Origin of the sequence: Enterococcus sp. 7F3_DIV0205, from assembly GCF_002141365.2 — a bacterium.
GTDB lineage: Bacteria > Bacillota > Bacilli > Lactobacillales > Enterococcaceae > Enterococcus_L > Enterococcus_L palustris.
Window position 1 is genome coordinate 3,013,980 of sequence record NZ_CP147244.1, and the last position, 25,104, is coordinate 3,039,083.

Annotated in this window: 20 protein-coding genes and 1 riboswitch; of the genes, 13 read left to right on the forward strand and 7 right to left on the reverse strand. The window is 34.7% G+C overall.

Translation table 11 applies throughout. The annotated features are described in order from the left end of the window. The first annotated feature begins 155 nt into the window (after positions 1–155). The 11 genes from A5821_RS14165 to A5821_RS14215 all read left to right on the forward strand — a co-directional run bounded on the left by A5821_RS14165 (position 156) and on the right by A5821_RS14215 (position 14,208). Entirely contained in the window at positions 156–1,658 is a 1,503-nt protein-coding gene (locus A5821_RS14165; RefSeq protein ID WP_086315366.1) for a helix-turn-helix domain-containing protein, read from the forward strand. Between the two features lie 330 nt (positions 1,659–1,988). Continuing rightward, positions 1,989–2,660, forward strand: a complete 672-nt coding sequence (locus tag A5821_RS14170; protein WP_170923047.1) for a winged helix-turn-helix domain-containing protein — start codon at positions 1,989–1,991, stop codon at positions 2,658–2,660. A 141-nt stretch (positions 2,661–2,801) separates the two neighbouring features. Then, positions 2,802–6,365, forward strand: coding sequence for a pectate lyase-like adhesive domain-containing protein (locus tag A5821_RS14175; RefSeq protein WP_086315368.1), 3,564 nt, complete (start codon positions 2,802–2,804; stop codon positions 6,363–6,365). A gap of 24 nt (positions 6,366–6,389) precedes the next feature. Then, positions 6,390–6,728: an LPXTG cell wall anchor domain-containing protein gene (locus tag A5821_RS14180; protein ID WP_086315369.1), complete on the forward strand. Its 339-nt coding sequence runs from the start codon at positions 6,390–6,392 to the stop codon at positions 6,726–6,728. Further along, a complete protein-coding gene (locus tag A5821_RS14185; protein WP_086315370.1) occupies positions 6,725–7,531 on the forward strand; it encodes a WxL domain-containing protein in 807 nt (268 codons plus the stop codon). Before A5821_RS14180 ends, A5821_RS14185 begins: the two co-directional genes overlap by 4 nt. A 31-nt stretch (positions 7,532–7,562) precedes the next feature. Beyond that, positions 7,563–8,321: a WxL domain-containing protein gene (locus tag A5821_RS14190; protein WP_086315371.1), complete on the forward strand. Its 759-nt coding sequence runs from the start codon at positions 7,563–7,565 to the stop codon at positions 8,319–8,321. Positions 8,322–8,399: 78 nt separating this feature from the next. Further along, entirely contained in the window at positions 8,400–9,458 is a 1,059-nt protein-coding gene (locus A5821_RS14195; RefSeq protein WP_086315372.1) for a DUF916 and DUF3324 domain-containing protein, read from the forward strand. Positions 9,459–9,482: 24 nt separating this feature from the next. Continuing rightward, a complete protein-coding gene (locus tag A5821_RS14200; RefSeq protein ID WP_086315373.1) occupies positions 9,483–10,148 on the forward strand; it encodes a hypothetical protein in 666 nt (221 codons plus the stop codon). Between the two features lie 41 nt (positions 10,149–10,189). Continuing rightward, positions 10,190–10,876 (forward strand): signal peptidase I, encoded by a 687-nt coding sequence (lepB, locus tag A5821_RS14205; RefSeq protein WP_086315374.1) that lies wholly within the window; start codon positions 10,190–10,192, stop codon positions 10,874–10,876. 24 nt (positions 10,877–10,900) lie between these two features. After that, positions 10,901–11,563 (forward strand): signal peptidase I, encoded by a 663-nt coding sequence (lepB, locus tag A5821_RS14210; RefSeq protein ID WP_086315375.1) that lies wholly within the window; start codon positions 10,901–10,903, stop codon positions 11,561–11,563. A gap of 44 nt (positions 11,564–11,607) precedes the next feature. Continuing rightward, on the forward strand, positions 11,608–14,208 hold the full coding sequence (locus tag A5821_RS14215; RefSeq protein ID WP_086315376.1) for a YfhO family protein: 2,601 nt from the start codon (positions 11,608–11,610) through the stop codon (positions 14,206–14,208). A gap of 153 nt (positions 14,209–14,361) precedes the next feature. Here A5821_RS14215 and A5821_RS14220 read toward each other — a convergent pair whose 3' ends face one another. From A5821_RS14220 to A5821_RS14235, 4 genes are all read right to left on the reverse strand, one after another. Next, positions 14,362–15,870: a helix-turn-helix domain-containing protein gene (locus A5821_RS14220; protein WP_086315377.1), complete on the reverse strand. Its 1,509-nt coding sequence runs from the start codon at positions 15,868–15,870 to the stop codon at positions 14,362–14,364. 254 nt (positions 15,871–16,124) lie between these two features. Continuing rightward, positions 16,125–17,477 (reverse strand): branched-chain amino acid transport system II carrier protein, encoded by a 1,353-nt coding sequence (brnQ, locus tag A5821_RS14225; RefSeq protein ID WP_086315378.1) that lies wholly within the window; start codon positions 17,475–17,477, stop codon positions 16,125–16,127. Positions 17,478–17,592: 115 nt separating this feature from the next. After that, a complete protein-coding gene (locus A5821_RS14230; RefSeq protein WP_086315379.1) occupies positions 17,593–18,081 on the reverse strand; it encodes a GNAT family N-acetyltransferase in 489 nt (162 codons plus the stop codon). Beyond that, positions 18,078–18,422 (reverse strand): MazG nucleotide pyrophosphohydrolase domain-containing protein, encoded by a 345-nt coding sequence (locus A5821_RS14235; RefSeq protein WP_086315380.1) that lies wholly within the window; start codon positions 18,420–18,422, stop codon positions 18,078–18,080. Before A5821_RS14235 ends, A5821_RS14230 begins: the two co-directional genes overlap by 4 nt. Positions 18,423–18,617: 195 nt before the next feature. On the opposite strand from A5821_RS14235, the gene A5821_RS14240 reads away from it, so the two are divergent. Together A5821_RS14240 and A5821_RS14245 are read left to right on the forward strand one after the other, a co-directional pair. After that, complete coding sequence (locus A5821_RS14240; protein ID WP_086315714.1) at positions 18,618–19,256, forward strand: histidine phosphatase family protein; 639 nt, start codon at positions 18,618–18,620, stop codon at positions 19,254–19,256. 61 nt (positions 19,257–19,317) lie between these two features. Beyond that, positions 19,318–19,884 (forward strand): TIGR00730 family Rossman fold protein, encoded by a 567-nt coding sequence (locus tag A5821_RS14245; protein WP_086315381.1) that lies wholly within the window; start codon positions 19,318–19,320, stop codon positions 19,882–19,884. A 46-nt stretch (positions 19,885–19,930) separates the two neighbouring features. Here A5821_RS14245 and A5821_RS14250 read toward each other — a convergent pair whose 3' ends face one another. From A5821_RS14250 to A5821_RS14260, 3 genes are all read right to left on the reverse strand, one after another. Then, positions 19,931–22,054: a 5'-nucleotidase C-terminal domain-containing protein gene (locus tag A5821_RS14250; RefSeq protein WP_086315382.1), complete on the reverse strand. Its 2,124-nt coding sequence runs from the start codon at positions 22,052–22,054 to the stop codon at positions 19,931–19,933. 192 nt (positions 22,055–22,246) lie between these two features. Continuing rightward, positions 22,247–22,990 (reverse strand): amino acid ABC transporter ATP-binding protein, encoded by a 744-nt coding sequence (locus tag A5821_RS14255; RefSeq protein ID WP_249921880.1) that lies wholly within the window; start codon positions 22,988–22,990, stop codon positions 22,247–22,249. Positions 22,991–22,999: 9 nt separating this feature from the next. Then, positions 23,000–24,583: an ABC transporter permease subunit gene (locus A5821_RS14260; protein ID WP_086315384.1), complete on the reverse strand. Its 1,584-nt coding sequence runs from the start codon at positions 24,581–24,583 to the stop codon at positions 23,000–23,002. 149 nt (positions 24,584–24,732) lie between these two features. Next, a riboswitch (Lysine riboswitch) is annotated at positions 24,733–24,904 on the reverse strand. Positions 24,905–25,104 lie beyond the last annotated feature (200 nt).

Here is a 25,104-nt window from a genome sequence, read left to right on the forward strand (position 1 = left end):
ATAAATTTAAAATATATAATTATAGTAAATTTATATAAAAAGTTTGAAAATAACTTTAATCTGTAGTACTATTTCTTCTATTGTAAAAATTCTACTTGAAAAATAGATTAAGGAAAGCAAGAGAACGAAATAAGTAAATAAGGAGAGGGTAAAGTATGAAGGAGTTCTTGAATAAATCAGATAATAATAAAGTGATGGTACTTGATTACTTAATCCGAACGTCAAAAGAGGTATTGGTAACGGAACTTGTTTCCGAAACAAAGCTTTCGAATAGCACAATTAATCATATCCTATACTCTTTTAAAGAAAATACATACATAAAAAAAGAAAATATACAATGGAATTATAATGAAGCTGGAAAACTACATTCTGTGAGAATCATCGATACTTCAATGATTGATGCTTCCTTTTTCTATCTAAAAAAATCGTTATTATTTATTACCATAAAAGAGTTATTTGAAGCAGGGTATATTAATAGAGTGAAAATATGTGATAAGTACTTTATAAGTTCTTCAACATTTTCAAGAGTAAGACAAAGGCTTTCTGAAATTTTATCATCATTTGATCTCGAATTAACAAGAGAAAATACTCTTGAAGGAGAAGAATACAAAATTAGGAACTTCTATTTTTTATTTTTTTCCAATGCGTGTTCTAAGTGGCTCTTTTCTAAAGAAGCTTATAGTACGTTAGAGGCTTCTTTAAAATCTGACTTTTTAAACTCTTTAAATTTTGATCCTTCACAAAAAGGTTTAGTCCGTTTGTTTATGCATATCTGTAATACAAGAAATGCGCAAAAGCACTATGTACCCGAGGTTACTTCTATTAAAATCAAAGGGAAAGGCAAATTACAAAAAATATTTCTGGATATTTACCAATATTTAAATAGCTATTTTCCTTTTTATGAAAATATAGTAGAGGAAGCAAAATTCATTTTTGTATTTTGTACACGTCATCAAATTATTAAAATCGATTTAATGATAGAAGATGAAATTACGTTTGAGACGAAAGATATCGAATACTTTGATTATGTAAAAAATTATTTAGTGGATGCTGTGCTTATTCATTTTTTTGATGGAGATGAACAGTGGTATAAAATGATAAATTTTGAGATCACTACTTTTCTACTCTTTGCATACACTAGTTTTTCAGATGCAAGAAGATTTCTATATAATTATGACAATGATAATTATGAAAATAAGAACAATTATGAAAAGCAAATTTACAATAGGGTTATTGAGATACTGAATAATATGGAACAAGACTTATTATGGAGCTTCTTCGGTATTGCGCTGAATGAGTTCGATAAAAAAAGTGGGATGTATAATAAATTATTTGTTTTAGTTTATAGTTTTTTGTCGAAACAAGAGATGAACAAAGTCAGTAGAGAAAAAGTGATAGTTTATGTTCAGAATTCTAGAGTGTATACAGGAGAGATTATAAAGGCCAAAATAAAGAAAATGTTTTCGGATAAAGTAGAGATCGCCTCGGTATATTCAACAAAAATTGATCTATTTGTCACAGACAAAGAATACGATGATCAGATAAGTTTTCCTAAAATAGTTTATATTACTACATTTTATGATACTCAAGCGATGGACAAACTTTACAATGAAATTTTTTTAGAAATTACTAAGCAAATGAATAATGAACTTCTATAATTTTAATGGAAAAGGGTGATTTTTATGTCAAAATCACCCTTTTTTTTATTTTAAAATGATAAAAATTAATGTTTTAAGGTTTTATATGTATTTTTTTTAATTTATTTACGGAAGTAGAAACCTTTGTTTTACAACGATTATATGGGGTTTTATTTTTTTTACATATTTGTATTTCAATTAATTTGTTTTTTAGTGAAAAAAGTGAAATTTGAACTGTGGTTAAAAATGATATAAATAATACATGAGATATTAATATTTCGTATATGAATTATATAAAAAAGAAAACATAAAAACATGAATGGTAGAGCGTACATATTTAGGAGGAACAAAATGATAAAGTTAGGAATAATTCTACTGTCTGGTGAAGTGGATTTTCAAAATTTAGAATTGTCCAGTACAGGAGAGATTGAATTTCTAGAAGTTGATAGTAACGATTTCTCAATGTTACAGGCTATAGATGGGGTTATTATTGTTGATGAATACCAAAAAAGTATTAGTAAAAGTTGTGGCTTGATTACGCAATTAAGAAATTATCCAAAACTTTTAATTTGGATGTATGGAAAAGAAATTTCTGAAGTAAATCGCCTAATTTATCTACAACTAGGAGTGGATGGGAATATTACTGAAAAAGAGAAACAAGAACTATTTTTAATAGTGCGTAATACTATCGGTAGAATTAAACAAAGTAAAAAGGAAAAAAAAGAATGTCATTTATTCAAATTGCACAAAAAAAATCAAAGTATTCTAACAGCTGAGGGAGAAGAGATTGGCTTGACAAAGCTAGAATTCAAAGCGCTGACTCATCTTTATCAGCAACCTGGACAAGCATTAAGTTATAGAGAATTATCCCAAGGGATTTGGGGAGATGATATTGAACAATATCGACCACGACTTGCTAATATTATTTTCCATCTAAGAGAAAAGTTAGAAAAAGAACCTTATAACTTTCATGTTATAAAAACGGTTAGAAGCATAGGCTACAAGTTTGTTCCTCCAGTATAATGGAACGATTTTCTTTGTTTTCTCATCTCTTTTGCTTAGTTCTTATATAGATAGAAACCTTTTAGGTGCAAAAGAGATTTGAAATATATCTTGTATAACCAGACTATGGTTTACAGCAATAATCGAGGGAGGAGGGAAAAAATGAAAAAAATAAAAATCAGCTTAGTACTATTAGCTGGACTAGTATCAGCCGTTTATTTGTATCAGACAAGTGAGATTAAGGCGAATGATGAATCTAATAGAATTTCTGAAGAAGTGGATGGTAGTAAGGGAGTAGAGCTAGATGCAAAATCTGCTTCATTATTAGCTGATGAATATCCAAGAGATGAAAACGGAGATATCCCATTAGATTATAAAGAATCTGCTGAAGTTGATACAACAAAAATCCCAGCTTCTCAAATAAAAGATATTCGTAATGATGCAGATCTCCAAGCTGCTTTTAAGGATCCAAATATTGTTGTATTCAATATTGTAGCAGATTTTGCAATCACTGAATCTACTGGTGACGCAAACTATGTGACAAGTTCTGCTGCCTGGAACCCAACTGGAAATCGAACCATTGTCATTGAAGGGAACAACCACATTGTTGATTTTCGTGGAAGAGCTTTTAGAACAAGTAACGGTGCTTGGGATATAACGTTGCAAAATTTAACAATGTATTCCCGTCATTATTATGGAGTGGTAACTACAAGGTTTGCTACTACTGCTAACCAGAACCTTTCAACGATTACTTATCATAATATTCAGCATACGGGTTCTCAATTGCTAAGAGCAGATGATACCCCAGTTAAATTTTCTGGGAACGTATCAACTAGTTTAGTGGCATCCTATGTTTCACCTTTTGGAGGAGCAGCTTTTGCAACACAATCTTTTACTACTCAGCAAAATTTAGAAGTTGGAAATGCAGTTGCTTTGGCTGGAACAACGTTGAAGCTAGTAGCAGGTAATGTTGGTAGTACTGATATCAAGGCAGGAGGTACTTTTGAAGTAAGTCCGAATGCTAATGTAACAATCGACAATACAGCTTCAACGGGGACTACTACAGGAGAATTAGCAGAAGCATTGTTGATCTCTGGAAATCTGGATATGAAAGAACAATCCAAGCTGTTAGTTAAAACGGTCAGACCTTATTCAGCAGTACATTTGGCATCAGCAGGAAGCTTTTTAAAAATTGCAAGAAAAGCAAATCTTGATATAAACGCATTAGCAAATACACAAAATGACGGTGCGAACAGAAATGTTATTCGTTTAGGAACGAGCGCTATGTTATCTGTAGGAGAGGAAGGGAAACTATCAGTTTCTTCTACTTATACCGGAGCAGGAACTGGCTCTATTATTTATGCAGATAACTCTGCAACATTTACAGTAGCGAAGAAAGGAACCTTCTCTGTTGAAAGTGATGGAACCGGCTCAAAATCTTTAGTTCGTATGGGAACCAATGCAAAATTTCAATTTAGTGATGCTGAGCAAGTAGATATGAAATTTATTGGTACACCAAATGCAGCATCTTCTCTTGTTGAAATGAGTGGAAGTGCAGGTTATTTTGATGTTGACGTTCAGCGAGTAAAGCAATGGAATCGAGGGAGTTTAGGGGAAGAACCTAGCTATGATTGGTCCCCAATGTTTGGAATGCGCCTACCTTATAGTGCCCGCGTTATTAACAATGGCAGTATCCAAGCACGTTCTACAAGTTCTGCTGTGAGAACAAATTTTATGAACTATTTTAATACTGGTCCTACAAAAGGGATATCAGGAGCACAGCGTATATTATTTGAATATATTCCAGACGTAGATGTATCTTTTGATAGTGTATCCAATGATTTGATTACAGATATCAGCTCTACAACTGTCAAAGGAGTAACCAATCCAGATGCCTATGTTCGGATCAGCTATTATCCACCTGCAAATGGTAAACAGATAACCATTGAAAATACAATACCTAGCCCAGTTGAAAAACTACCTGGAGAAGTATGGGATAACCAAAATTCTCCGTTTACTGTGAAGGGAGTTGGCGGTGTAGGTGGTGTTGCAGCAACTTATAGCTATACATTACCAAATAATCAACACTTTGAAGCCGGCGGTATTATAGCAGTTTACGCTTTTAAAGAAGGTAAAGATGCAATGATTGGGCAAATAGTTCTTGATAAAACACCTCCAACTGGAGAGTCAGTAGAGTACCATGCTAAATCAGGAGATACTGCGCCAACCCCAGATAAACTTGTTAAAAATCCAGCAGATACAAACCCTGCTACTCCTGCATTCAAGTATGAATTTGCAGAAGAAAATTCAGCAGCTGATATTGCATCATTGATGAGTGAGCAAGGCGAACATGATATTTATGTTTATCTTTTAGATGGAGCGACCGATACTGCTGGAAAGCCAGTGCCTAACAGAACGAAGATAAAATCTAAACTAGTTATTCATGATAGTGCAGATTTTATTGAAGGCAATCCTATAACGGCAAAATCTTCAGAAATAAAGACAATGACCCAAAAAGAATTGTCTGATTTAATTCTACAAAGAAGTAAGGCTGTTGCGTCTAGTATTAAAGATGGTCGTTTAGTTGACCTAACAGATAACATTGAAATCACTGATTTTGGTGGTTTGTCTGTTGCTTCCACTGAGGGTGTATTTACAGTTCACTTAACGGTAAAAGCAAGTACAGCAGGCATTCCAGCAGATATTTCAGCGCCAATTCAAGTCTTTATTCAAAATGATGATACTGAAATATCTAAAGATGAAAAATATGCATTAAGTGCCTATAACTTCAATGTTGCGGCTAAAGACTATCCAACAACTGCCGAAGGTATCTTATCAATGATCCGTGACCAAGAAACAGGCGGAAAGTTACAGTTGAAACAATTGTTACCAGCTCCAGCAGTTGATATGGATATTTCTGAAATTCAAATCGACACAAGCAATTTGCCAGCACCGAAAACAGCAGGAGCAACAGTTCCAGCTGGAACATATTCAGTTCCACTTTCTTATGGTTTAGGAGACTCAGCTGTTACAAAAACAATTAACGTAACTGTGATAAAAAGTGAAGACCAGATCATGATTGACTTTGTTGATGAAAAAGGACAGCCAATTCCTGATATAACCTCTGTCACCATCATTGGAAATATTGGAGATAAAGTTAATTTGAAAGAAAACAAAGACATTCAAACCACACTTGAATCAATCTTTGCTAAAAGATATGTGTTGGATCAAGCGCCAGTTGATGAAGATGCTGTCGAAATCAAAGAAGGTGGCACAAAGGTTAAATATGTGTTCAAAGGGACATTATCAATTGCTTCGATCCCAAATAAAATCGATTTTGGATTGAATAAATTTAAGGATAAAAATGTCCGTGTTGAATCACCAAACTTTGAGCAACCATTAACGGTTTGGGATAATCGAGCTAATTTAACCAATTGGACTTTAACAGCTAAAGTCACTAAAGTACTGACAAATATTGGCGATGAGAAAACAAAATTGCCAGATGCTATCCGTTATAACGACGGTACGGACAATGAAATTATTTTAGGGTTGGATGATCCGCAGCCGATTGTTAACAATCACCATACGACGGCAGGGCTATTTGATGTCAACGCGAATGTTTGGAAAGATAATAAGGGACTAAAACTTGATGTAAAAGCTATTGACATTATAAAACTAGGTGAATATCAAGGCGAAATCACTTGGGAAATAGCTGAAACACCATAGTGGCATAAAAGGGAGCAGATAACTATGAAAAAGAAAAAAATATTTATTATCGTTCTCACTGCTGTTGCTTTTTGGGCTATTTCATTAGTTGTACCAGCACTTGCTTACGCATCTGAAAATGGCGGAGCAGTTCAAACAAATGGAGTTATCAGCTTTTATGATGAAGATAGCACTACATCACCAAGTAGCTCCCAACAAAAAGATAATCCACAATTGGTTGAAAAACCTAAAGGAAGATATCCTTCTACAGGAGAATTAGTGAAAAAAAGTCTCTCCCTAAGTGGAATTATCCTGTTGCTTGCTGCGATCATTCTCTTTTTTTGGACACGTAAAAAGTCTAAGAAAGGAGATGTAGGTCAGTGAAACGTTTTATAGAATCGTTAGTACTCCTTTTTCTTACCATTTGCTTATTTCCAGTAATTAGTTTTGCTGAACAAGCAAATGGAACAAGAGGAACAGGGACCATTCAATTTGAAAAAGGATCAGGTGATGATAATGCCATATATGATCCAGAGCGACCCGAAGTAGCTGTAGATCCTGGAGAAAGTCCTAAAACAACAGGTGCATTAAGAATTGATTTTGTACCTACATTGAATTTTAGCGCAAACTCTATAAAAAAAGGGAAAAACAGTACGGTTTATTCTGCTAATGCACAATTGTTCCATGATGAAACACCTGCTAGAGGAAGTTTTATTCAAATCTCTGATTATCGGGGAAATGCTGGCGGTTGGACATTACAGATGAGACAAGAAACGCAATTTTCAAATCACGAAACATTAAATAATATGCTCAACGGAGCAGTGATTTCATTTGATAAATCGTGGGCAAGCTCTGCTTGGCCGAATACAACTGTCCCAAATGTTCAAAAGGATGTAATAAAAATCGAAAACATTGGTGATACGTATAATCTGGCAGAAGCTCAGAAAGATACTGGTGAAGGTTCATGGGCGATTGTCTTTGGTGCATCACAAGATAATCCAAAAAGCATGCCCTCTACACTAAAACCAAAAGTAGATAAAAAAGGTAACCCAGTAACAGATCAAGCATTCGAAAATAAGCCTATTCAAGAAAATAGCGCTATTTCTATTGAAATACCGAATGAAACAAAAATCGATCCCGTTACGTATCAAACTGAGATAACTTGGATTTTATCCGAGTTACCATAAATAACACACATAAACTAGGAGGAAACACATTATGAAACACACACACAAATTATCAGGAGCAGCTTTATTAGCAGTATTAGGAGTAGCTTTAGCTGTACCAACAGCAACAAAAGCGGAAGCAAACCCATGGGCATCAAAAGGTTCAGTAGAATTTGATAAAGATACATCTGACTCAGGCGATATTACTGTTCCAGATACGGACACAGATATCACAATTACAGAACCAACACCAAATACTGAAGACAAAGACATGAAAATCAATGCTGCAACAGATTTAGACTTTGACAAGCACACTGATTTATATGATGGTAAAGCAAAAGAATACAATGCTAAAAAATTCAGTACAACAAACAAAGAAAATGGCGAAGCTATTGAAATGCAACACTTTGTACGTTTCCAAGATTATCGTGCAACAACAGATCACAAATATACTGTATCTGCAGCAATGACGTCACCTTTTACAAACAATGGTATGGTTTTAGAGCAAGCTTCTATTATTTATAACAACTTAAGAACGTTGACTTCTAAAAAAGACGCTAACCAAGATTTGATTCCTGTAGGAACTGCAACTGGAGCAGTAACATTAACTTCAGATGGTGCTTCTCAAACATTCGTTTCAAATACAGATCCTAAAAAAGGTTTTGGACAATTTGACTTATTATTTGGTACTAACGAAACAGCAGAAGACTCTGTTAAATTAAGCATTCCAGCAGGTGTTACAATTGCTAAAGGTATTTATACAGCCGATATCACTTGGACAATTGCTGACGTACCAGCAGCTGCTGAATAATTAAAGAAATAAAACGAAAGAGTTCACCAGTTCTTTATGAACTGGTGACCTTGTTTATGAATAGAAAGAAGGATTTTTATGAAGAAACAGTATATTTTTATAGTTTTTTTATTAACATACATAGGACTATTTAACTTTTTACCAGTATCAACATATGCAGAAGACTCGAAAGCTGCAACAGGATTTGTTTATGAAGTAATCAAGCCGGAAAATCAATTAGATGATTCAAATTATTTTAACTTAAAGATGAATCCAGGGCAAAAACAAAAACTACAAATAAAATTTACGAACGAATTTTCAAGTGATAACATTGTCAGCGTGAAAATCAATGGCGCAAAAACAAATAGTAATGGTGTAGTTGAATTTGGTCCAAGTAAATTAGAAAAAGATGCCTCATTAAAATATGATCTAACTTCTATTGCTACGGCTCCAGACAAAATCACCATTCCCGCAAAAGGAAGTGCGCTGTTGGACATTGATCTTACAATGCCAGACTCTTCTTATGATGGCATTATCACAGGTGGGATTCAATTGCAAGATATCACAAACGAAGGAAAGAAAAGCAAGGAACCTAAAGGAACGATTGTTAATAAGTATGCGTATATTATTGGTGTTGTATTAAAGGAAACGGACACACCTGTTGAACCAGATTTATCATTAAATAAAGTCTATCCTGATTTGAAAAATTTCCGTAATAGTATCATGATCAATTTTTCAAACACACAAGCTAATTTCTTGGATGATATGACTGTTGATGCACAAATAACAAGTAATAAAAGTGAAGAAGTACTTTATGATACAAAAAAAGCTGGAATGAGAATGGCGCCAAACTCTATGATCGATTTTCCTGTTTCGATGCAAGGAGAGAAAATGATTCCAGGCGACTACAAAGCCAAAATCCTTGTCACTTCTGGTGAGAAAAAATGGAGTTGGGTGAAGGAGTTCAAAATTACCAATGAGCAGGCAGATAAATTTAATGCCGAAGATTTAGGACAAATTCAAGAACAAGGAATCAATTGGCAAATTGTTGTTGGAATTATCATAGGTGTTGTTGTACTAGTGGTTATCGTATTTTTTGTTGTACGAAAACTGTCAAAAAAAGGCAAGAAAAAAAAGAAGAAAAAGAGCAAAAAATAATCAAGTGATTGTGTGGGATAAAAAATGAGTACGTTAGATTGGATATTTGTTGCATTATTATCTTTAGCGATTCTTTTTTGCGTATTTTCATTCATTTACTTTTTATTCTCGATTTTTTCTAAGAAACAATTGAAAAAGCTAGAGCGAAAACGTCCAAAGAATAAACTTAAGCGGAAAAAATTACGTAGAATGATTCGGCAACAAAAAGAACAAGTAAAAAAACAACTAATAGCAAGTATTATTTTTGTACTGCTTGCCGGTCTGAGTTTCGGCAGTTCCTACTATGCTTCTTACTATCAAAAGCATACATTAAATAATAGAGATTCGGATGCAATTGTTCAAGGATATTATTTTATTTCTCAAATCGATATTCAGCTGAAAGAAGCGAAGAACAGTGACAACCAAGAAAAATTAGCGAATAATATCAAGGAACTTTCTAGTCGTTTAGCTAGTTATGGAAATCAAAAGGCGTATCATCGTTTAACTTTGGAAGGTCAGCAAATTTTAAATAAGCAATACGATTATATGAAACAACTTGGGGTAAACCTTGCGGCACAAGCTCCATCATTTTTGGGTAATGAAGAAAAATTATCGGAATTTACGCAAGATTTGGATAAAGCAAAAGAACAGCAAAAGAAAGTATTTAAGTATTTTCATATCAATGAATCAGCATTGTCGAAGAAAAAATAAATGATTGAAAGGCAGTCGAGCGAGTTATGAGGGATGCTAAAATGAAGAAAAAAGTTTCTGATAACGAAAAAAGAAACCGTGATCTCAACAAAAAGCATCCCCATAAAACAGCAAAAAGAACAGTTAAAAGTAAACAAAACTCACGAAAAAAACTCATAATTTCTAAACAAAAGAAGCAGAGAAAAAAAAGAAAGCTTATGTTTCTTTCAGAGCTGTTATTTACATTTTTGATTGTAACTAGCTTATTGTACATACTGTCATTTTTTACCTTTACAACGGCTAAAGTAACTGGCTATGGCATGACACATAGCATAAATAATAATGAGCGTGTGTTGGTTGATCGTCTTGCACCAATAAAACGATTTGCTCTCATTTATTTTCGTGTTCCAGGAGTCAAAGAAACCTCTGTCAGACGAATTATCGGATTACCTGGAGAAAAGTTAGCATACATAAACGATGAGTTATATATAAATGATGCGTTAGTAGCGGAACGTTTTTTAGCAAATGAATTGGTAAATGCTAAAAGGGATAACTATATGTATACTGAGGATTTTAGTTTAGATATATGGAAAAATAACAGCCGAGTTCCCAAAGGACACTATTTTGTTCTAGGGGATAACCGGCCTTTTTCATCTGATAGTCGTTATTATGGCTATATTGATGAAAAAGACGTTATCGGGGTTGTTACGTATCGCTTGCTACCGCTACATAGAGCCACAAAATTTTAAAAAATAGGAAAGGAAAAGTCATTTGTGATCAATCGATTATCAGAAAAAAAAGAACCGCACAGGGGAAAAGCATCAGCTAAAAAGAAACCTTCTCATAAGCCGTTATCTACACAACAGCTAAAAAAACGTCAATTAAAATTACAGAAACAAAGAAGAATGAGAATAATAAAGAATGTTTTATTGGCAATTTTAGCTTTGTTTAGTTTATGGTTTTTATTTAATATACGCACGCATTACGTGGATGGAGAATCTATGATGCCTACTTTACGAAATAAAGATCGAGTACTCATCGCTAAAACAAAAAAAGTCGACCGCTATGCAATCGTGACACTAAAACCAAAGAATAAACCTAATGAAATGTATATAAAACGCGTGATCGGCATGCCAGGTGATGTGATTTGGTTAGATAAAGGTGATCTGTATATCAATCATCAGATTCCAAAAAAACCTTCATCCTTAAAAAAAGAACAATTGCCAGATGGCACAATTAAAGTGAAGATCGATCCGCTAGTGAGCATGGAATTATCTGAAAAGAAAAAAATTCCAGATGAGTATTATTTTGTTATGGGAGATAATCGAAATAACTCACTAGACAGTAGGAAATTTGGTCTAGTAAATCAAAGCCAAATTGAAGGGAAACTTATATTACGTTATACGCCGATTAATAAATTGGGGCTTGTTAATTAAAAGATAACCGAAAACATATCGTGAATTTTCTAAAAGGAGTTTTTATGAATAAAAAAATTAGTCTTTTTTTAAAAGAAAATAGTTTATCAATGGTCGCTTGTTTCTTTTTACCTATACTGATACTTGCAGTAGTATATGCCGAAAAAGGGATTTACCCTGGTAGTTCGATCAGTATTATGGCAAGTGATAGTTTTTCTCAATTTTCAGCATTCCATGCTAGTTTTAATGATATGCTTCATGGGAAACAACATATTCTATATACGTGGAATGCATCATTAGGATTAAATTACTGGTCGTTTATTTCTTATTATTTAGGTGGAATATTGACCCCGCTCGTGTTCTTTTTTGATAATCAAAATATTCCAGATGCGTTGTATTTTTTGACATTATTAAAGATAGGTCTGGCTAGCTTATCGTTTTGGGTTTATGCTAAAAATACATTTCAATTATCTAAAGGCCAACAGGTTATATTAAGCCTTTGTTATGGATTAATGGGGTTTAGTATTGCATTATCTGAAATGATTATGTGGTTAGATGCTATGTATTATTTGCCTTTGATTATTTTAGGAATCAATCGATTAACGAATAAGAAAAGACCACTACTCTTATTTTTATCGTATTTCTTGCTCTTTATAACTAATTTTTATATGGCTTTTATGGTGGGGCTTTTTTCCTTTTTCTATTTTATCGCTCGTTGGTTTTCAATAAAAGGAGAAGTAAGGGGAATCGTTCATTATCTGATTACTTCGCTGTTAGCAGGAGGAGCCTCTCTGATTGTAATTTTACCAACATTCATTGATCTAAGAAACAATGGAGAGTCATTTTCAAAGATTACAGGATTCACAACAGATAATATAGGAATACTTGATTTAATTGTAAAGAATATGGTTGGTGTTTATGACACTACTAGAAATGGAGGCACACCGTTCACCTATGTCGGATTGATTCCATTGATATTATGTTTGTTTTTCTTTTTTTCAAAGAAAATTGCTAAACGTTCTAAGCTGTCTTTGGGGGCATTGTTTCTGCTTCTAATTGCTAGTTTTTATATAGAGCCATTAAATTTATTCTGGATGGGTATGCATATACCCAATAATTTACCCTTTCGTTATAGTTTTCTTTTTTCCTTTTTAGTTTTGATTGCTGCTGGATATGGGTGGGAAAAATTAAAAACAGAAGACACTAAATTACTTTCAAGAATTATTTTTGGTTTGATTTTTGTCTTTAGTATTGTGAAGATAGTGAGTGCAAGAATGGAAGGGGTTCAGTATCTAAAAACTAGTTCCTTCTTCATTACAGTCCTTATGTTATGCATGTATTTAGCTCTTTATCTTTTCTTTCAAAAAAAACAAGGGAAGAAATGGTTATTCCTTTTATTGCTGCTATCCGTAACAGTAGAATTAGGGATGAACACAAGAGGATTGATAGAGGGGATAAAACAAGATTGGACATATCCAGAAAAAAATTTATATGCTGGACCTTATCCAGAAATAAAAAAATTGGTAGAACAAACGAAACATGAAAATGAAACGTTTTATCGAATGGAAAATCTGAACCCTGTATCAAAGAATGATGTATTCACTTATGGATATAGTGGCGTAACAATGTTCTCATCGATTCGTAATCGGAATTCCGCTGCTTATTTAGATTCACTAGGGTTTAGATCTTGGGGAACTAATTTGCAAATACAATATCCTAACAATACGCTGATGTTAGATGCTTTAGTTGGAATCAAATATAATTTATCCTTAGAAGATCCAATGAAATTTGGCTATAAGAAAGTTGGGCAAAGTGAACACTATAGTTTATATGAAAATGCCTACGCTCTTCCGTTAGGTGTGATGACCGATCGAACGATATATAATGAGGGAGCAGCTGAAAATCAAACCAATTTGTTTGAGCAGCTAAGTGGGAGAGCCAGTGAATATTATGAAATAGATGATCTTGCACCGGCGAAGGAAGAAAATAGTACGAGTGTAGAAGATGGCCCCTTTGTGACATATTCTAAATCAACTAACGGAACAGCATCAAAAGCCATGACTCTGACATGGACTGCTAAAATTCCGGCGCATAAACAAGCATATCTATCCTTGAAACCAGCAGAATATAGACCAGAAAATCTTAATGCTAGAGCTGTTTTTAATGTAGGAAAAGTAATTCGAGGGACACAAATAAGCCGTACCAACCAATATTATGATATAGGAAACTACGAAAAAGAAACGGAGGTTACTTTTTCAATTCGTTTTTATAATGGTAATCATCTGAAATTTCTCAAACCAGAGTTGGTGTTTCTTGATACAAAAGAGTTTGCGAAAACAGTTCAAGTAGCACAAAAAAATGGGGTAGCGTTTAAAAATAATAATAACACTCTTACAGCGGAAGTGGCTGTTGGCGAAAACAATGTTTTATGGACAACTATCCCTTATGATAAGGGGTGGTCAGCCTATGTTGATGGCAAAAAAGTGAAACTTAAGCCTTTTAAAGATGCATTTATATCTTTGATTGTTCCACAGGGAGAACATACAGTTAAGCTTGTTTTTATACCCGAGGGCTTAATTGTAGGAACAATAGTATCTGTGATTTGTTTTATTAGTTTCATTTGCTATTTACAGATAAATAGAAGGCTGAACGAGCGCATCGAATAGAGACGGATAGTCTAATATTCTTTCAAAGAGACTAGAACACTTGCTGCTAATTTAAAATGAAAAATAGACTTATATCTATACCTAGCAAACCTAAATTTGTAAGGGACGGATGTAAGTCTATTTTTTGAGTTTTAGCTATTTATGAAAGTGAGATCACTCATTGATAATATTTTTCTTCTCAAAAAGCTGTTGTAATGTTCGATATAAGTCAGCTAACTCCTCTTCATCATAAGATAAATCCCAGAAATAAAGTGGTAATTCTGGATATTTTTTTCTTGGCAACAAAGAAGAACTAATTACTAAATCATACTGTTCATTCAACTCTTCTTGATAAGGAGCAGAATCTACAAAACCTAGATCATTTAAAAACTGATAGATTCTCCTAACTAAAAGAAAATTATGCTCAAAAGCAATCCCGACGTTTAGATGTTCAGAATGTTTTGGTTTATCATAAGCGGGCAGTAAGACACTTTTGAATGCGTTAACTAATGGTTTTTTGATCGTATAAATAAATTTATACTCTTTCTCTTTCGCTTTTTCATCAAAGAAAGTTTGAATTCTTGCTTCAAGAAGTTCGCCTGCTTTTTTCTTTTTACGCGGTAATTCTACCAATTTTTGAAGATTTGGGAAAGGTTGACGTAAGACAAAGAAAGCAAAGGTAATATTTAGCAGATTTCCAATAATAATTGGTTTATTAAGGACGTCTGGTTCCTTTTTAAAGATGTTGATTTTAGCATAGTCTAAAAATTCCTGAACTAATTCATAGACGGGATTAGGCCGTGCGGAAAAATCCTGCAGTGTTTGGAACAAGGAAGGATCATCATCTAGCGTATAAAAAGGAGCATAGTGTGCTAAGAAGAAGATAAAGCTGCTTTCTCCTTTACTGTATTTAGCAGGCAATGCTTGGATGGGGCCAAGCTCTTTATTTAGGCGCTCAAAATCATAATAAGGGTTATCCATCATTAAAAAGTCATATTTATCATCATAGCAAACATAAATCTTTTTTCGAGTACGGCAAAGAAAAATTGCAGCAAAATAGGTTAATTCCTTTGCACCTAAATAAGTTCTGGATAAAGGAAAATATTCAGAAAAGGCACCAGCAAGGCGCTCAGCATCCTCACGTGCAACACTTTTAAATGGCCAAGCAGTTCCTCTTGTTCCTAACCATAAAGTATCAAAAAGAGCGACTCTAACAGCACGTTCATCGCCAGATAAGTTGGCTTCAGTATATGTAAAACGTAGATTATATTGCTTTACGTGCTTTTTCAAAGGCAGCATCTTTCTAGAAACTGTAGAACGGCTAACGTAATATCGTTGACAAAAATCATCTATGTTAGGAGAATCATAGTTTAGAAAATAAAGAATAAATTGAAATGGCACTGACTTTTTCAACAAAAAATAACGATATTCATCAATTGTTACAAGCAATTTAGTACTATCGATTTTCCCAGCCTTTTTTAAAATAGAGGGATGACTAGAGATTACTTTAACCAGATCATTATTTATTTCATTTACAATAATAAACGTCTGTTGATAATTTAACGAGAGTTCTTCAGATAATTGGGTAATAGAAATATCTGATTGATTGATTTGTGTGATTCGTTTGAACAATTTGAATTTTGTAAGCATTCCCGAATCCATCATCAATTCTTCATAGAGCATGCTAATCACTTCCTTGCCCCTATTCTACTGTACTTCATGGTCACTTGTCAGCTCAAACGATAACGGTAGAACAGTTAGTGATGCATCCTTAACAAAAAGGCAAGCTTTTTCCTGAAATGAACAAAAGATAGGATGTGATGAACATTATTTCTCATTTTGGTCGAAAAAAATTTCAGTATGATAGATAAGTTTGTGGTAAGAAAGTGTTAAAAAAGAGATGGATAAAACATACTGTTTTATCACATCTCTCATTTTTAATGATAAGTCGATTCTTTTTTTATCTTGATCCAAATCAACCCAGCAATAAAACCTAGAATTGCAGGAACGACCCAGCCCATACCGATTGTAAATAACGGCAAGTAGTTCTGAGCGGACTTCAAAATAGTAGCAACACCAGTATTGGATCTGATGAAATCAGGAGCACTATTTAAAGCGTCCAACAATGCAGCTATAAGAGTCACATAGGTTGTCATTTGATAGACTTCCTTGCGATGTTGAAATAGCGGACTGATGATAACTAGAATCATCAACGTCATTGCTAAAGGATAAAGAAACATTAAAACAGGAATCGAAAATTGTATAATATTGGTCAACCCAACATTTGCGAACAAACAAGGTAAAATACTAGCACCAGCGATGTAAAAGGCATAAGAACCTTTTGGAAAAAGCTCGCTAAATGTTTCAGAGCAAGCAGTGATCAATCCGATTGCTGTTTTCAAACAAGCTAAAATAACAATAAAAGCGAGTAAAATACTGCCTAAATTACCCAAATAATGGTTAGCAATCTGAGCTAAAGCAATACCACCATTCTCACTGAGAGGGAATTTGCCTAAACTCATCGTTCCCATGTAAGATAACAAAGTATAAATGATGCCCATCAAGACAATGCTGATTGCTCCTGATTTTATCGTATCCTTTGCAATATCATTTGGTTTTTCTACTCCCATTCCTCGAATCGTTGAAACAATGACGATTCCAAAAGCCAAAGAAGCTAGTGCATCTAAGGTATTATAGCCTTCTGTAAAGCCTTTGAAAAAAGGATTTACTGCGTAGGCATCCGTAACAGGTGCAGATGATACAGCTCCAAGAGGGGTAAGAAAAGCAAATAGAATCAAAATTGCTAATAAAAATAGAAATAATGGATTTAAAAATTTTCCTACATACCCTAATAATTTAGAAGGCTTACGAGAAAATGCCCAGGCAATCAAAAAGAACAGTGCAGAGAAAATTGCTAAAAATAATTTATGCTGGTCATTAGGAATAAAAGGGGCCAATCCAATTTCAAAAGACGTCGTTGCTAGACGTGGTAATGCAAAAAAAGGTCCGATCGTCAGATATAATAATACGGTAAAAGCAACGGCATAACGGCGATTGATACGAGTTGCTAAATCAAAAACACCATTACTTTTGGAGATACCAATAGCAATCACCCCTAAAAACGGCAATCCAATACCTGTGATCAAAAAGCCCAAATTAGCTAGAAAAATGCTAGCACCAGCTTCTTGCCCCATATGAACAGGAAAAATCAAATTCCCCGCTCCAAAAAATAAGCCAAATAGCATGGAACCTACATAAAGGTAATCACGACATGATAATTTCTTTGTCACACTTCAACACTCCTTAAATTTTGTCCTTAATAAAAGTAACAGAATAAGAAGCCTACAGCAAGCTGATTTTCAGAAAAAAACCAATATTTTCTGAAAACATTAAAACGATCTGAGATTAATTTGTAAAATAGGCAAATTGATAGTCATCACAGTATCGTCCATCAATAAAAAATTCATCTTTAAATAGGGCCTCTTGAGTGAACCCATTTTTACGGTAAAACTGAATTGCTTTAGTATTCGATCCCATGACTCGTAAAGAAATTTTATGAATGCCTTCTTTGACAGCAACCTTTTTTAAATGATCGAGTAATTGTCGACCGATGCCTAGTGACTGGCTGTCAGGATGAACACCAATGCCGAACATCCATTGTTTTTTATGAGAGAGTAGTGGTGTTGGATGATGAACGTCAACAAAGCCATGAACCTTGTCTTCCTCTACCGCAACAAAAATAATCCGTCCGTCTATTTTCTCTTTATACTCATCTACCGATGCATAATAATGAAGTACTGGAGAGTTTTCATTCGTCCAAATCCTATTTTCTATTTGCAGCAATGCTGGAAAATCTTTTTCTTCAACTGGGCGAATCGTTATTTTGGTGTTCATTTTGTCCCTTCTTTCCCAGTATTTTTTTCATTAAAACGCTCTTCTAATTTTTGTTTGTGAGACATTAAAATATCTTCAAAACGAATATCGTATTTATCAGCTAAAATGAATATATTATCTAAAACATCCCCAAGTTCTTCAGTCAAATCTTGAATTAATGTTTCCGAACTCTTTTCTTCTTCATCTGGTCGATCACGCCCAATTTCTAAAGCACGTACAGCGCGCGCAACTTCTCCTGTTTCTTCTGCTAAGAAACCTACGCGAATAAACGAATTAAGGGTATACCAGCCTCTTTCTTTATAAAATTCACTGATCCATTGTTGATAGTATTGAAGTTCCATTAGAATCCCCCCCAGTCTATTTTACTATGGTAGCATAAGGAAGAGAAAAATGAAAAATACTTAAGTAGGTTAGCTATCTATTAAGCAAGGTTTACTTAAGCGGAAACAAATTTTAGAGGTAAGGCAAAAAAACTTTATTTGTAGTATTATAATCAAGTGAAGGAACATTTCAAAAAAATGAAGGGAATGGAACATATGACCACATTTTATTTTGTTAGACATGGAAAGACTGAATTAAATTTAAGTTTACGCTTTCAAGGTGGAGAAATAGACTCGCCGCTGTTACCGATCGGAATTGAACAAGCGATTCAAGCAGGGCGTTATCTCTGCGATATTTCATTCGATATGGCAGCTATCAGTACTCAAAAAAGAGCAATGGACACAGCTAATTATATTCTTAAAGAAAATAACTATTTAGATGGTCTGACTGTCCAGTATCATGATAACTTGAGAGAAATAAGATTTGGTGAGCGTGAAGGTGCTGAGATCGATCAGACAGATGAACAAACCAATCATTTGCGAAAACGCCCCGATCTATATGATCCTGCAGCTTTTGGTGGTGAAACGATCGACTCGTTAGTTGCTCGATCAACTCAGGTAATAGAAAGAATCAGTAAACAATATCCAGATGGAAAAGTGTTGATTGTAGCTCACGGCGTTTTGCTGATTACATTGATCAATTCATTAGTCGGAAAAGAGAAATCGAAGTGGCGTGAAGGTGGACCTTTAGCGAACACAAGCATTACGATTTTAGAAAAAGCGAACGACCAAAGTAAGTATATGATAAGAGCGTTTAACGATATTTCATATCAATCAAAAAATGAAGAAGCATAAAATAAGTATAAGATATGATCGATAGATTTTTCTTATTTAGCTGATATACGGGGGTTTTACGATGAAAATGGCGGTTTACTGTGGTGCCAGTGAAGGCAACAAGACAATTTATCAGGAGCAAACAAAAGAATTAGGGCATTGGATGAGTAACAATGCATATGATCTTGTTTATGGTGGTGGCAATGTCGGTTTAATGGGGATTTTGGCAGATACGGTCATTGCAAACGGTGGTCAAGCAATTGGTGTCATGCCAACGTTTTTACTCGAACGAGAATTAGCGCATCAAAACATTACTGAAATGCATATTGTAAATGATATGCACGAACGTAAAAGAAAAATGATCGACTTGGCAGATTGCTATTTGGCATTACCAGGAGGTCCAGGAACATTGGAAGAAATTTCAGAGGTTGTTTCTTGGGGAAGAGTGGGAGAGCATCAAAATCCGTGTATCTTTTTTAATGTTAATGGATATTATGATTTGTTAGCAAATTTCTTTGACAATATGGTTGGAGAAGGATTTTTGACTGAAGCAGATCGAGAAAAAATTTTCTTTTCGGATGATTTGGAACAGATTCAACAATTTATCTCAGAATATACGCCACCGGAAATCCGATCTTATAAGAAATAAAAAGAACGTGTGCCAAAGTAAAAAATGACTTTGGTACACGCTTTTTTTATTTTTTTATAAATGCTGTTCGATTATTAGAAGGTAAAGGGGTGTTTTTAGGGACAACTTTTATTTCTATAGCCTCTAGCCGTTTAGAGAAACCTTGAGTGCCAGCGGAATGTCCGTTTTTAGCCCAACCTAACCAGCCATAATCTTGGGAATGGACACGATAATGCACCTCATATTGGTTTGCAATAGCGCCGTTTAGTTTGATTTGAATAGCTTCCAAACGCTTAGATTTCCCTGTCGTACCACTAAGAGCATTATTTTCCTTCCAACCTTGCCACCCATAGTCTTGAATATGGGTTTTATATTGAACCTTTCCATCAATGGTTGAATCTATTTTTATTTGAATTCCTTCCAACCTTTTCGATTGACCTACAGTTCCACTAGTTTTTCCTGAGGTTACATAAGGCTTCCAACCGTGATCTTGTACATGTGTTCGATACTTAAACTCGGTGTTTGGGTTGAATGGCGCATATTGTTTTCGATTATCGATCTTAGCATTGATTGAAATTTTTTGCTCTTTTTGATCGTTAAGATATTGAATGAAGGCCTCGGTATCGTTCGCTTGAAGTACACCTAAGAGTTTACCTTTAGAAAAAATAGGACTGAAAAAATCACTGGTATAAATATACTCGTTCACAACGACAGTAACGGTTTGTTGTAAAGTAAGAGCAGTGTTTTTTTTCTTCATTTTAGTGACTAAGTAAGGTTGTGCATTAGTAGTGTTATTAGTATATTGATAAGATATTCCCGCAATGTGAAGGGGATTTTTTTGGTTATTTTGATATTGTTTGTTCAAAATATCGGTCAACTGTTGACCCGAAAGCTGGACAACATATAGTGGGTTATTAAACGGCTGAACACGATGCGCATTACCGTAACTGATTGTTTTATCAGGATTAACAATTAAATCAGCTCTTAAACTACCATTATTTACCAACGCACCATCAACAGAAAAACCTTCTTTATTGGCAATTGTTAGCTGGGCATCCGCCACTAAGTTACCTAAAGCTGATTCTTTGAAGCGATTGTCCTTTTTTGAAATACTTGCAGTAGAAATTGCATAGCTGATTGTTTGGTTAGAAAGGCTCTCGATTCGCTGATCAGCATCTGTTACGATTGTTTCCACCGTTGGATCTTTAGCAATTGTTTTATTGACGTGAAGTATTTTGGCAGCAGGTGTTGTTCTAAAGTCGTTTGTTTCAGAATCGATTTCGCCATCAACACTACTAAAGGCACGTCCGCTTGATAAACTTTGGACGATTCGTGTGTTGCCTACAGCTGTATTGACTTCTTTATGACTATGCCCATCAAAAAATATATCAACACTATGATCGGGAGCAATTTGGTTTAGTTTATTGATGATTGCTTCTCCATGACCGGTATGAGCAATAACAACAATTGCTTGTACGCCTTGTTCTCTAAGTTCTTGACTATATTTAGCAATCGTTTCTGCTTCGTCTAAAAATGTGTATTCTTCATGGTATTTTTTTGAAACTAAATTTGGAATATTTTTAGTTACGATTCCGATTAAGCCAATTCGTATTTTATTCTGATTGACAGTCATTTCTTTTATAGCGTAAGGTTTCCAATTGTATGGAATCGTATGGTCACTTTTTTGTAAAACATTAGCAATCAACAATTGTTGCGTACTAGCTTCTCTGGGATAAGTTTCGGTTTCCAAATTAAATTGCCCTTTTTCTGGAGCAGTACCCGTGAGAATTCTATTAAATTCTGCTAATCCTTCATCAAATTCATGATTTCCTAAAGTACCATAATCAAAGTTCATTTGGTTCATCACTTTGATGGTAGGCTCATCTTGAAGCAAACTAGAGTTAACTGGGCTGCTGCCAACCATATCACCTGCTTGAATTCTGAGTGAGATACCATTAGGTGACTGTGACATAAAGGTATCTTTTTCCTGATTTAAATGACCAGCAAGAGAAGGGGCTTCATAGAGGGCACCATGGAAATCATTCGTGCCTAGCAATTGTATGGGTAGTATAGTTGATTGTTGAGACTGATTATTATTAGCTATTTCTTTAGCTTGGACAGCTTGAGGTGAAAACGAATAAGCTAGAAAAAGCGCTGTAAGTAGTAATAATAATTTTTTTTTATTTTTCATTTTATAACATCTCCTTAAAGTGAATATAACATACGTTATATGAAATTTCTAGCTTATCTCAAGACAATGGAAGGTATCATTTTATTAAATTTTTTGAGAAGTATGAATATATAATTCCAATAGAATATCAAAAGAAAAACCTGAATTGAACGATACATGTTCAACTCAGGTTTTTCTTTTGATAGAGGGCTATTATTCTTGAGCCAAGATTCGATGTAAAAACTCTTTCGTCCGTTCTTCTTTTGGATGAACAAAGATATCATCAGATGTGCCTTCTTCAGCAATCACACCTTTGTCCATAAAGATTACACGATCAGAAACCTCTTTAGCGAATGCCATTTCGTGTGTCACGATAATCATTGTTAATCCTGTGTCAGCTAAGTCTTTCATCGTTTTCAAAACTTCTCCGACCATTTCAGGATCAAGTGCTGAAGTTGGTTCATCGAACAACATTACATCAGGATTCATTGATAACGCACGAGCGATTGCGACACGTTGTTTTTGCCCACCGGAAAGTTGCGATGGTTTTGCATCAATAAAACGCTCCATCCCCACTTTATCTAGATTTTCTAAAGCAATTTTACGAGCTTCTTCTTTGCTGCGTTTTAAGACAGTGATTTGTCCAGAAGTACAGTTTTCTAGAACATTCATGTTATTAAATAAATTAAAGGATTGGAAAACCATGCCTAGATGTGTACGGTATTTAGGAAGGTTGTATCCACGTTCTAAAACATTTTCACCATTGTAGATAATTTTGCCACCAGTAGGTTTTTCTAATAAGTTGATGCAACGTAAAAGGGTTGATTTGCCCGAACCAGAAGAGCCGATGATCGTCACGACTTCTCCTTTATTTACAGTCACATTGATATCTTTTAAAACTTCATTTTCACCGAAGCTTTTTCTTAGATGTTCGACTTCAATAATTGCGTTCATCATTATCTCCTCTTAGCTTTCTTTTAGATTTTCTGCTTCTTCTAATTTTACATAAGCAGAAGGACCGTCCATTTTTTTCTCAACGACACGCAGAATGCGTGTGATCGCATAAGTCATGATCAAGTACATGATTCCAACAATCGTAAATGTTTGGAAGAATTGGAAGTTTGCGCCAGATGCAGAATTTCCTTGGAAGAATAAGTCAGCTACACCAATAACACTCAAAACAGCCGTATCTTTGATATTAATGACAAATTCATTTCCTGTTGCAGGTAAAATATTACGCAATACTTGAGGAACAACGACTTTACGCATCGTTTGTCCATGCGTCATTCCAATTGCTTGTGCTGCTTCAAATTGCCCTTGGTCAACAGCAAAGATTCCGCCGCGTACGATTTCAGACATATAAGCACCTGTATTAATAGAAACAATAAACAAAGCCGCAATCGTTCGATCTAGAGAAATCCCAAAAGCTAAGGCTAAACCATAGAAAATGACCATAGCTTGTACCATCATCGGTGTGCCGCGGAACACTTCGATATAGACCGAAAGCAAACCGTTTCCTAATTTTTGGAATAAACGAGTCACTTTATTTTCAGATTCTGGAATCGTGCGAACGACACCGATCAATAATCCTAATGTTGTTCCTACAACTGTTCCGATTAAAGCGATAAATAAAGTCAAACCTGCTCCACGTAAGAACATACCGCCGTATTGATCCCAAATATTTTTGAAGTCGGCTAAAACACCTGATTTTTCACTGTCACTTGTTTCGGCAGCGGGTTGATCTTTGACTGCTTGATCCATGATTTTTGTTCGCTCATCTGATGAAATACCTGATAAAATTTGATTGACTGTACTGATTTCCGGATCTGCTTTTCGCATACCCACTGCGATTTGAACATCTTCCGCGTTGGTTTGGAAACCATTTTCTTTAGAGAACTCAAGCATTTCTAAATCCTTATTAACACTTGTCGCAGTCACACCTTCTGGTCGTTCGCTGACATAGCCATCGATCATACCAGAAGCTAAAGCTGTTCTCATTGCTGAGAAATTATCCATAGCTTGTTGCTTATTCACACCAGGGATTTGATCGATCACACTATAATGGAAGGTATTTAACTGTGCTGTGATTTTAGCACCTGATAAATCTTTCAAATTTTTAGCGTCGGCAAACTTGCTTTTTTTCTGAACGACAACAACTAATTGTGATTCATAGTAAGGATCAGTAAAATCAATTTCTTTGCGACGTTCTGCAGTAGGACTCATCCCAGCAATAATGGCATCGATTTTACCTGATTGTAAGGCTGGAGCCAAACCATCCCATTTTGTTTGAACGATTACTAGTTTTTTATCTAATCCATCCGCAATTTTTTTAGCAATTTGAACATCGTATCCTCCTGCATAAGAAGAATTTCCTTGTATTGGTACTGCGCCATTTGCGTCCGTTTTTTGCGACCAGTTAAAAGGTGCGTATCCGGCCTCCATCCCGACACGGAATTCACCGTTGGTTTCTGCTTGACTGAATAGTGGAGCACAGAACACACTTAAAATAATTGCAAAGAGTAAGCTAAGTGAAAATGATTTCTTGTTCATGTTTTTCTTCCTTTCTTTTTAAGCACTTAATTTCTTTTACTATAATTTAGTTTAAAGAGTTTTGAAGAATGTGTCGAACATATTCTTCTTTACGCAAAAAACAACCATGCAAAAATGCATGGTTGCCTACTATCGTCAGGTACTCTCAACAAAAACATAGCGCAACTTAGCATCACTACTAAGACAGTCCGTAAGTTGTTCGCTTACGTCCCAACGCATAACAGGGAGGCTGTTATACATTTCGGCGATTTCTCCTAGACTTGCTTCGACGTGTCCTCTCACTCCACAAGATTAATAAAAATCGCAACCTCTACCTCAATTTGAGGTACTATTTAATTATTAGATTCAAGTAGAAAGTGTACGATATTTGAGCAGAAAAGTCAATGATTTGATAGAAAACGGCATGGAAAATGAGAAACCTATGTAATATTCGTTTCATTTTTTATACGTTAAAGGTCTGTAGCGAAAGTCATTTTAGACGTTCACTACAGACCTTTATTTTGTCTAAATTTAGAAATAGT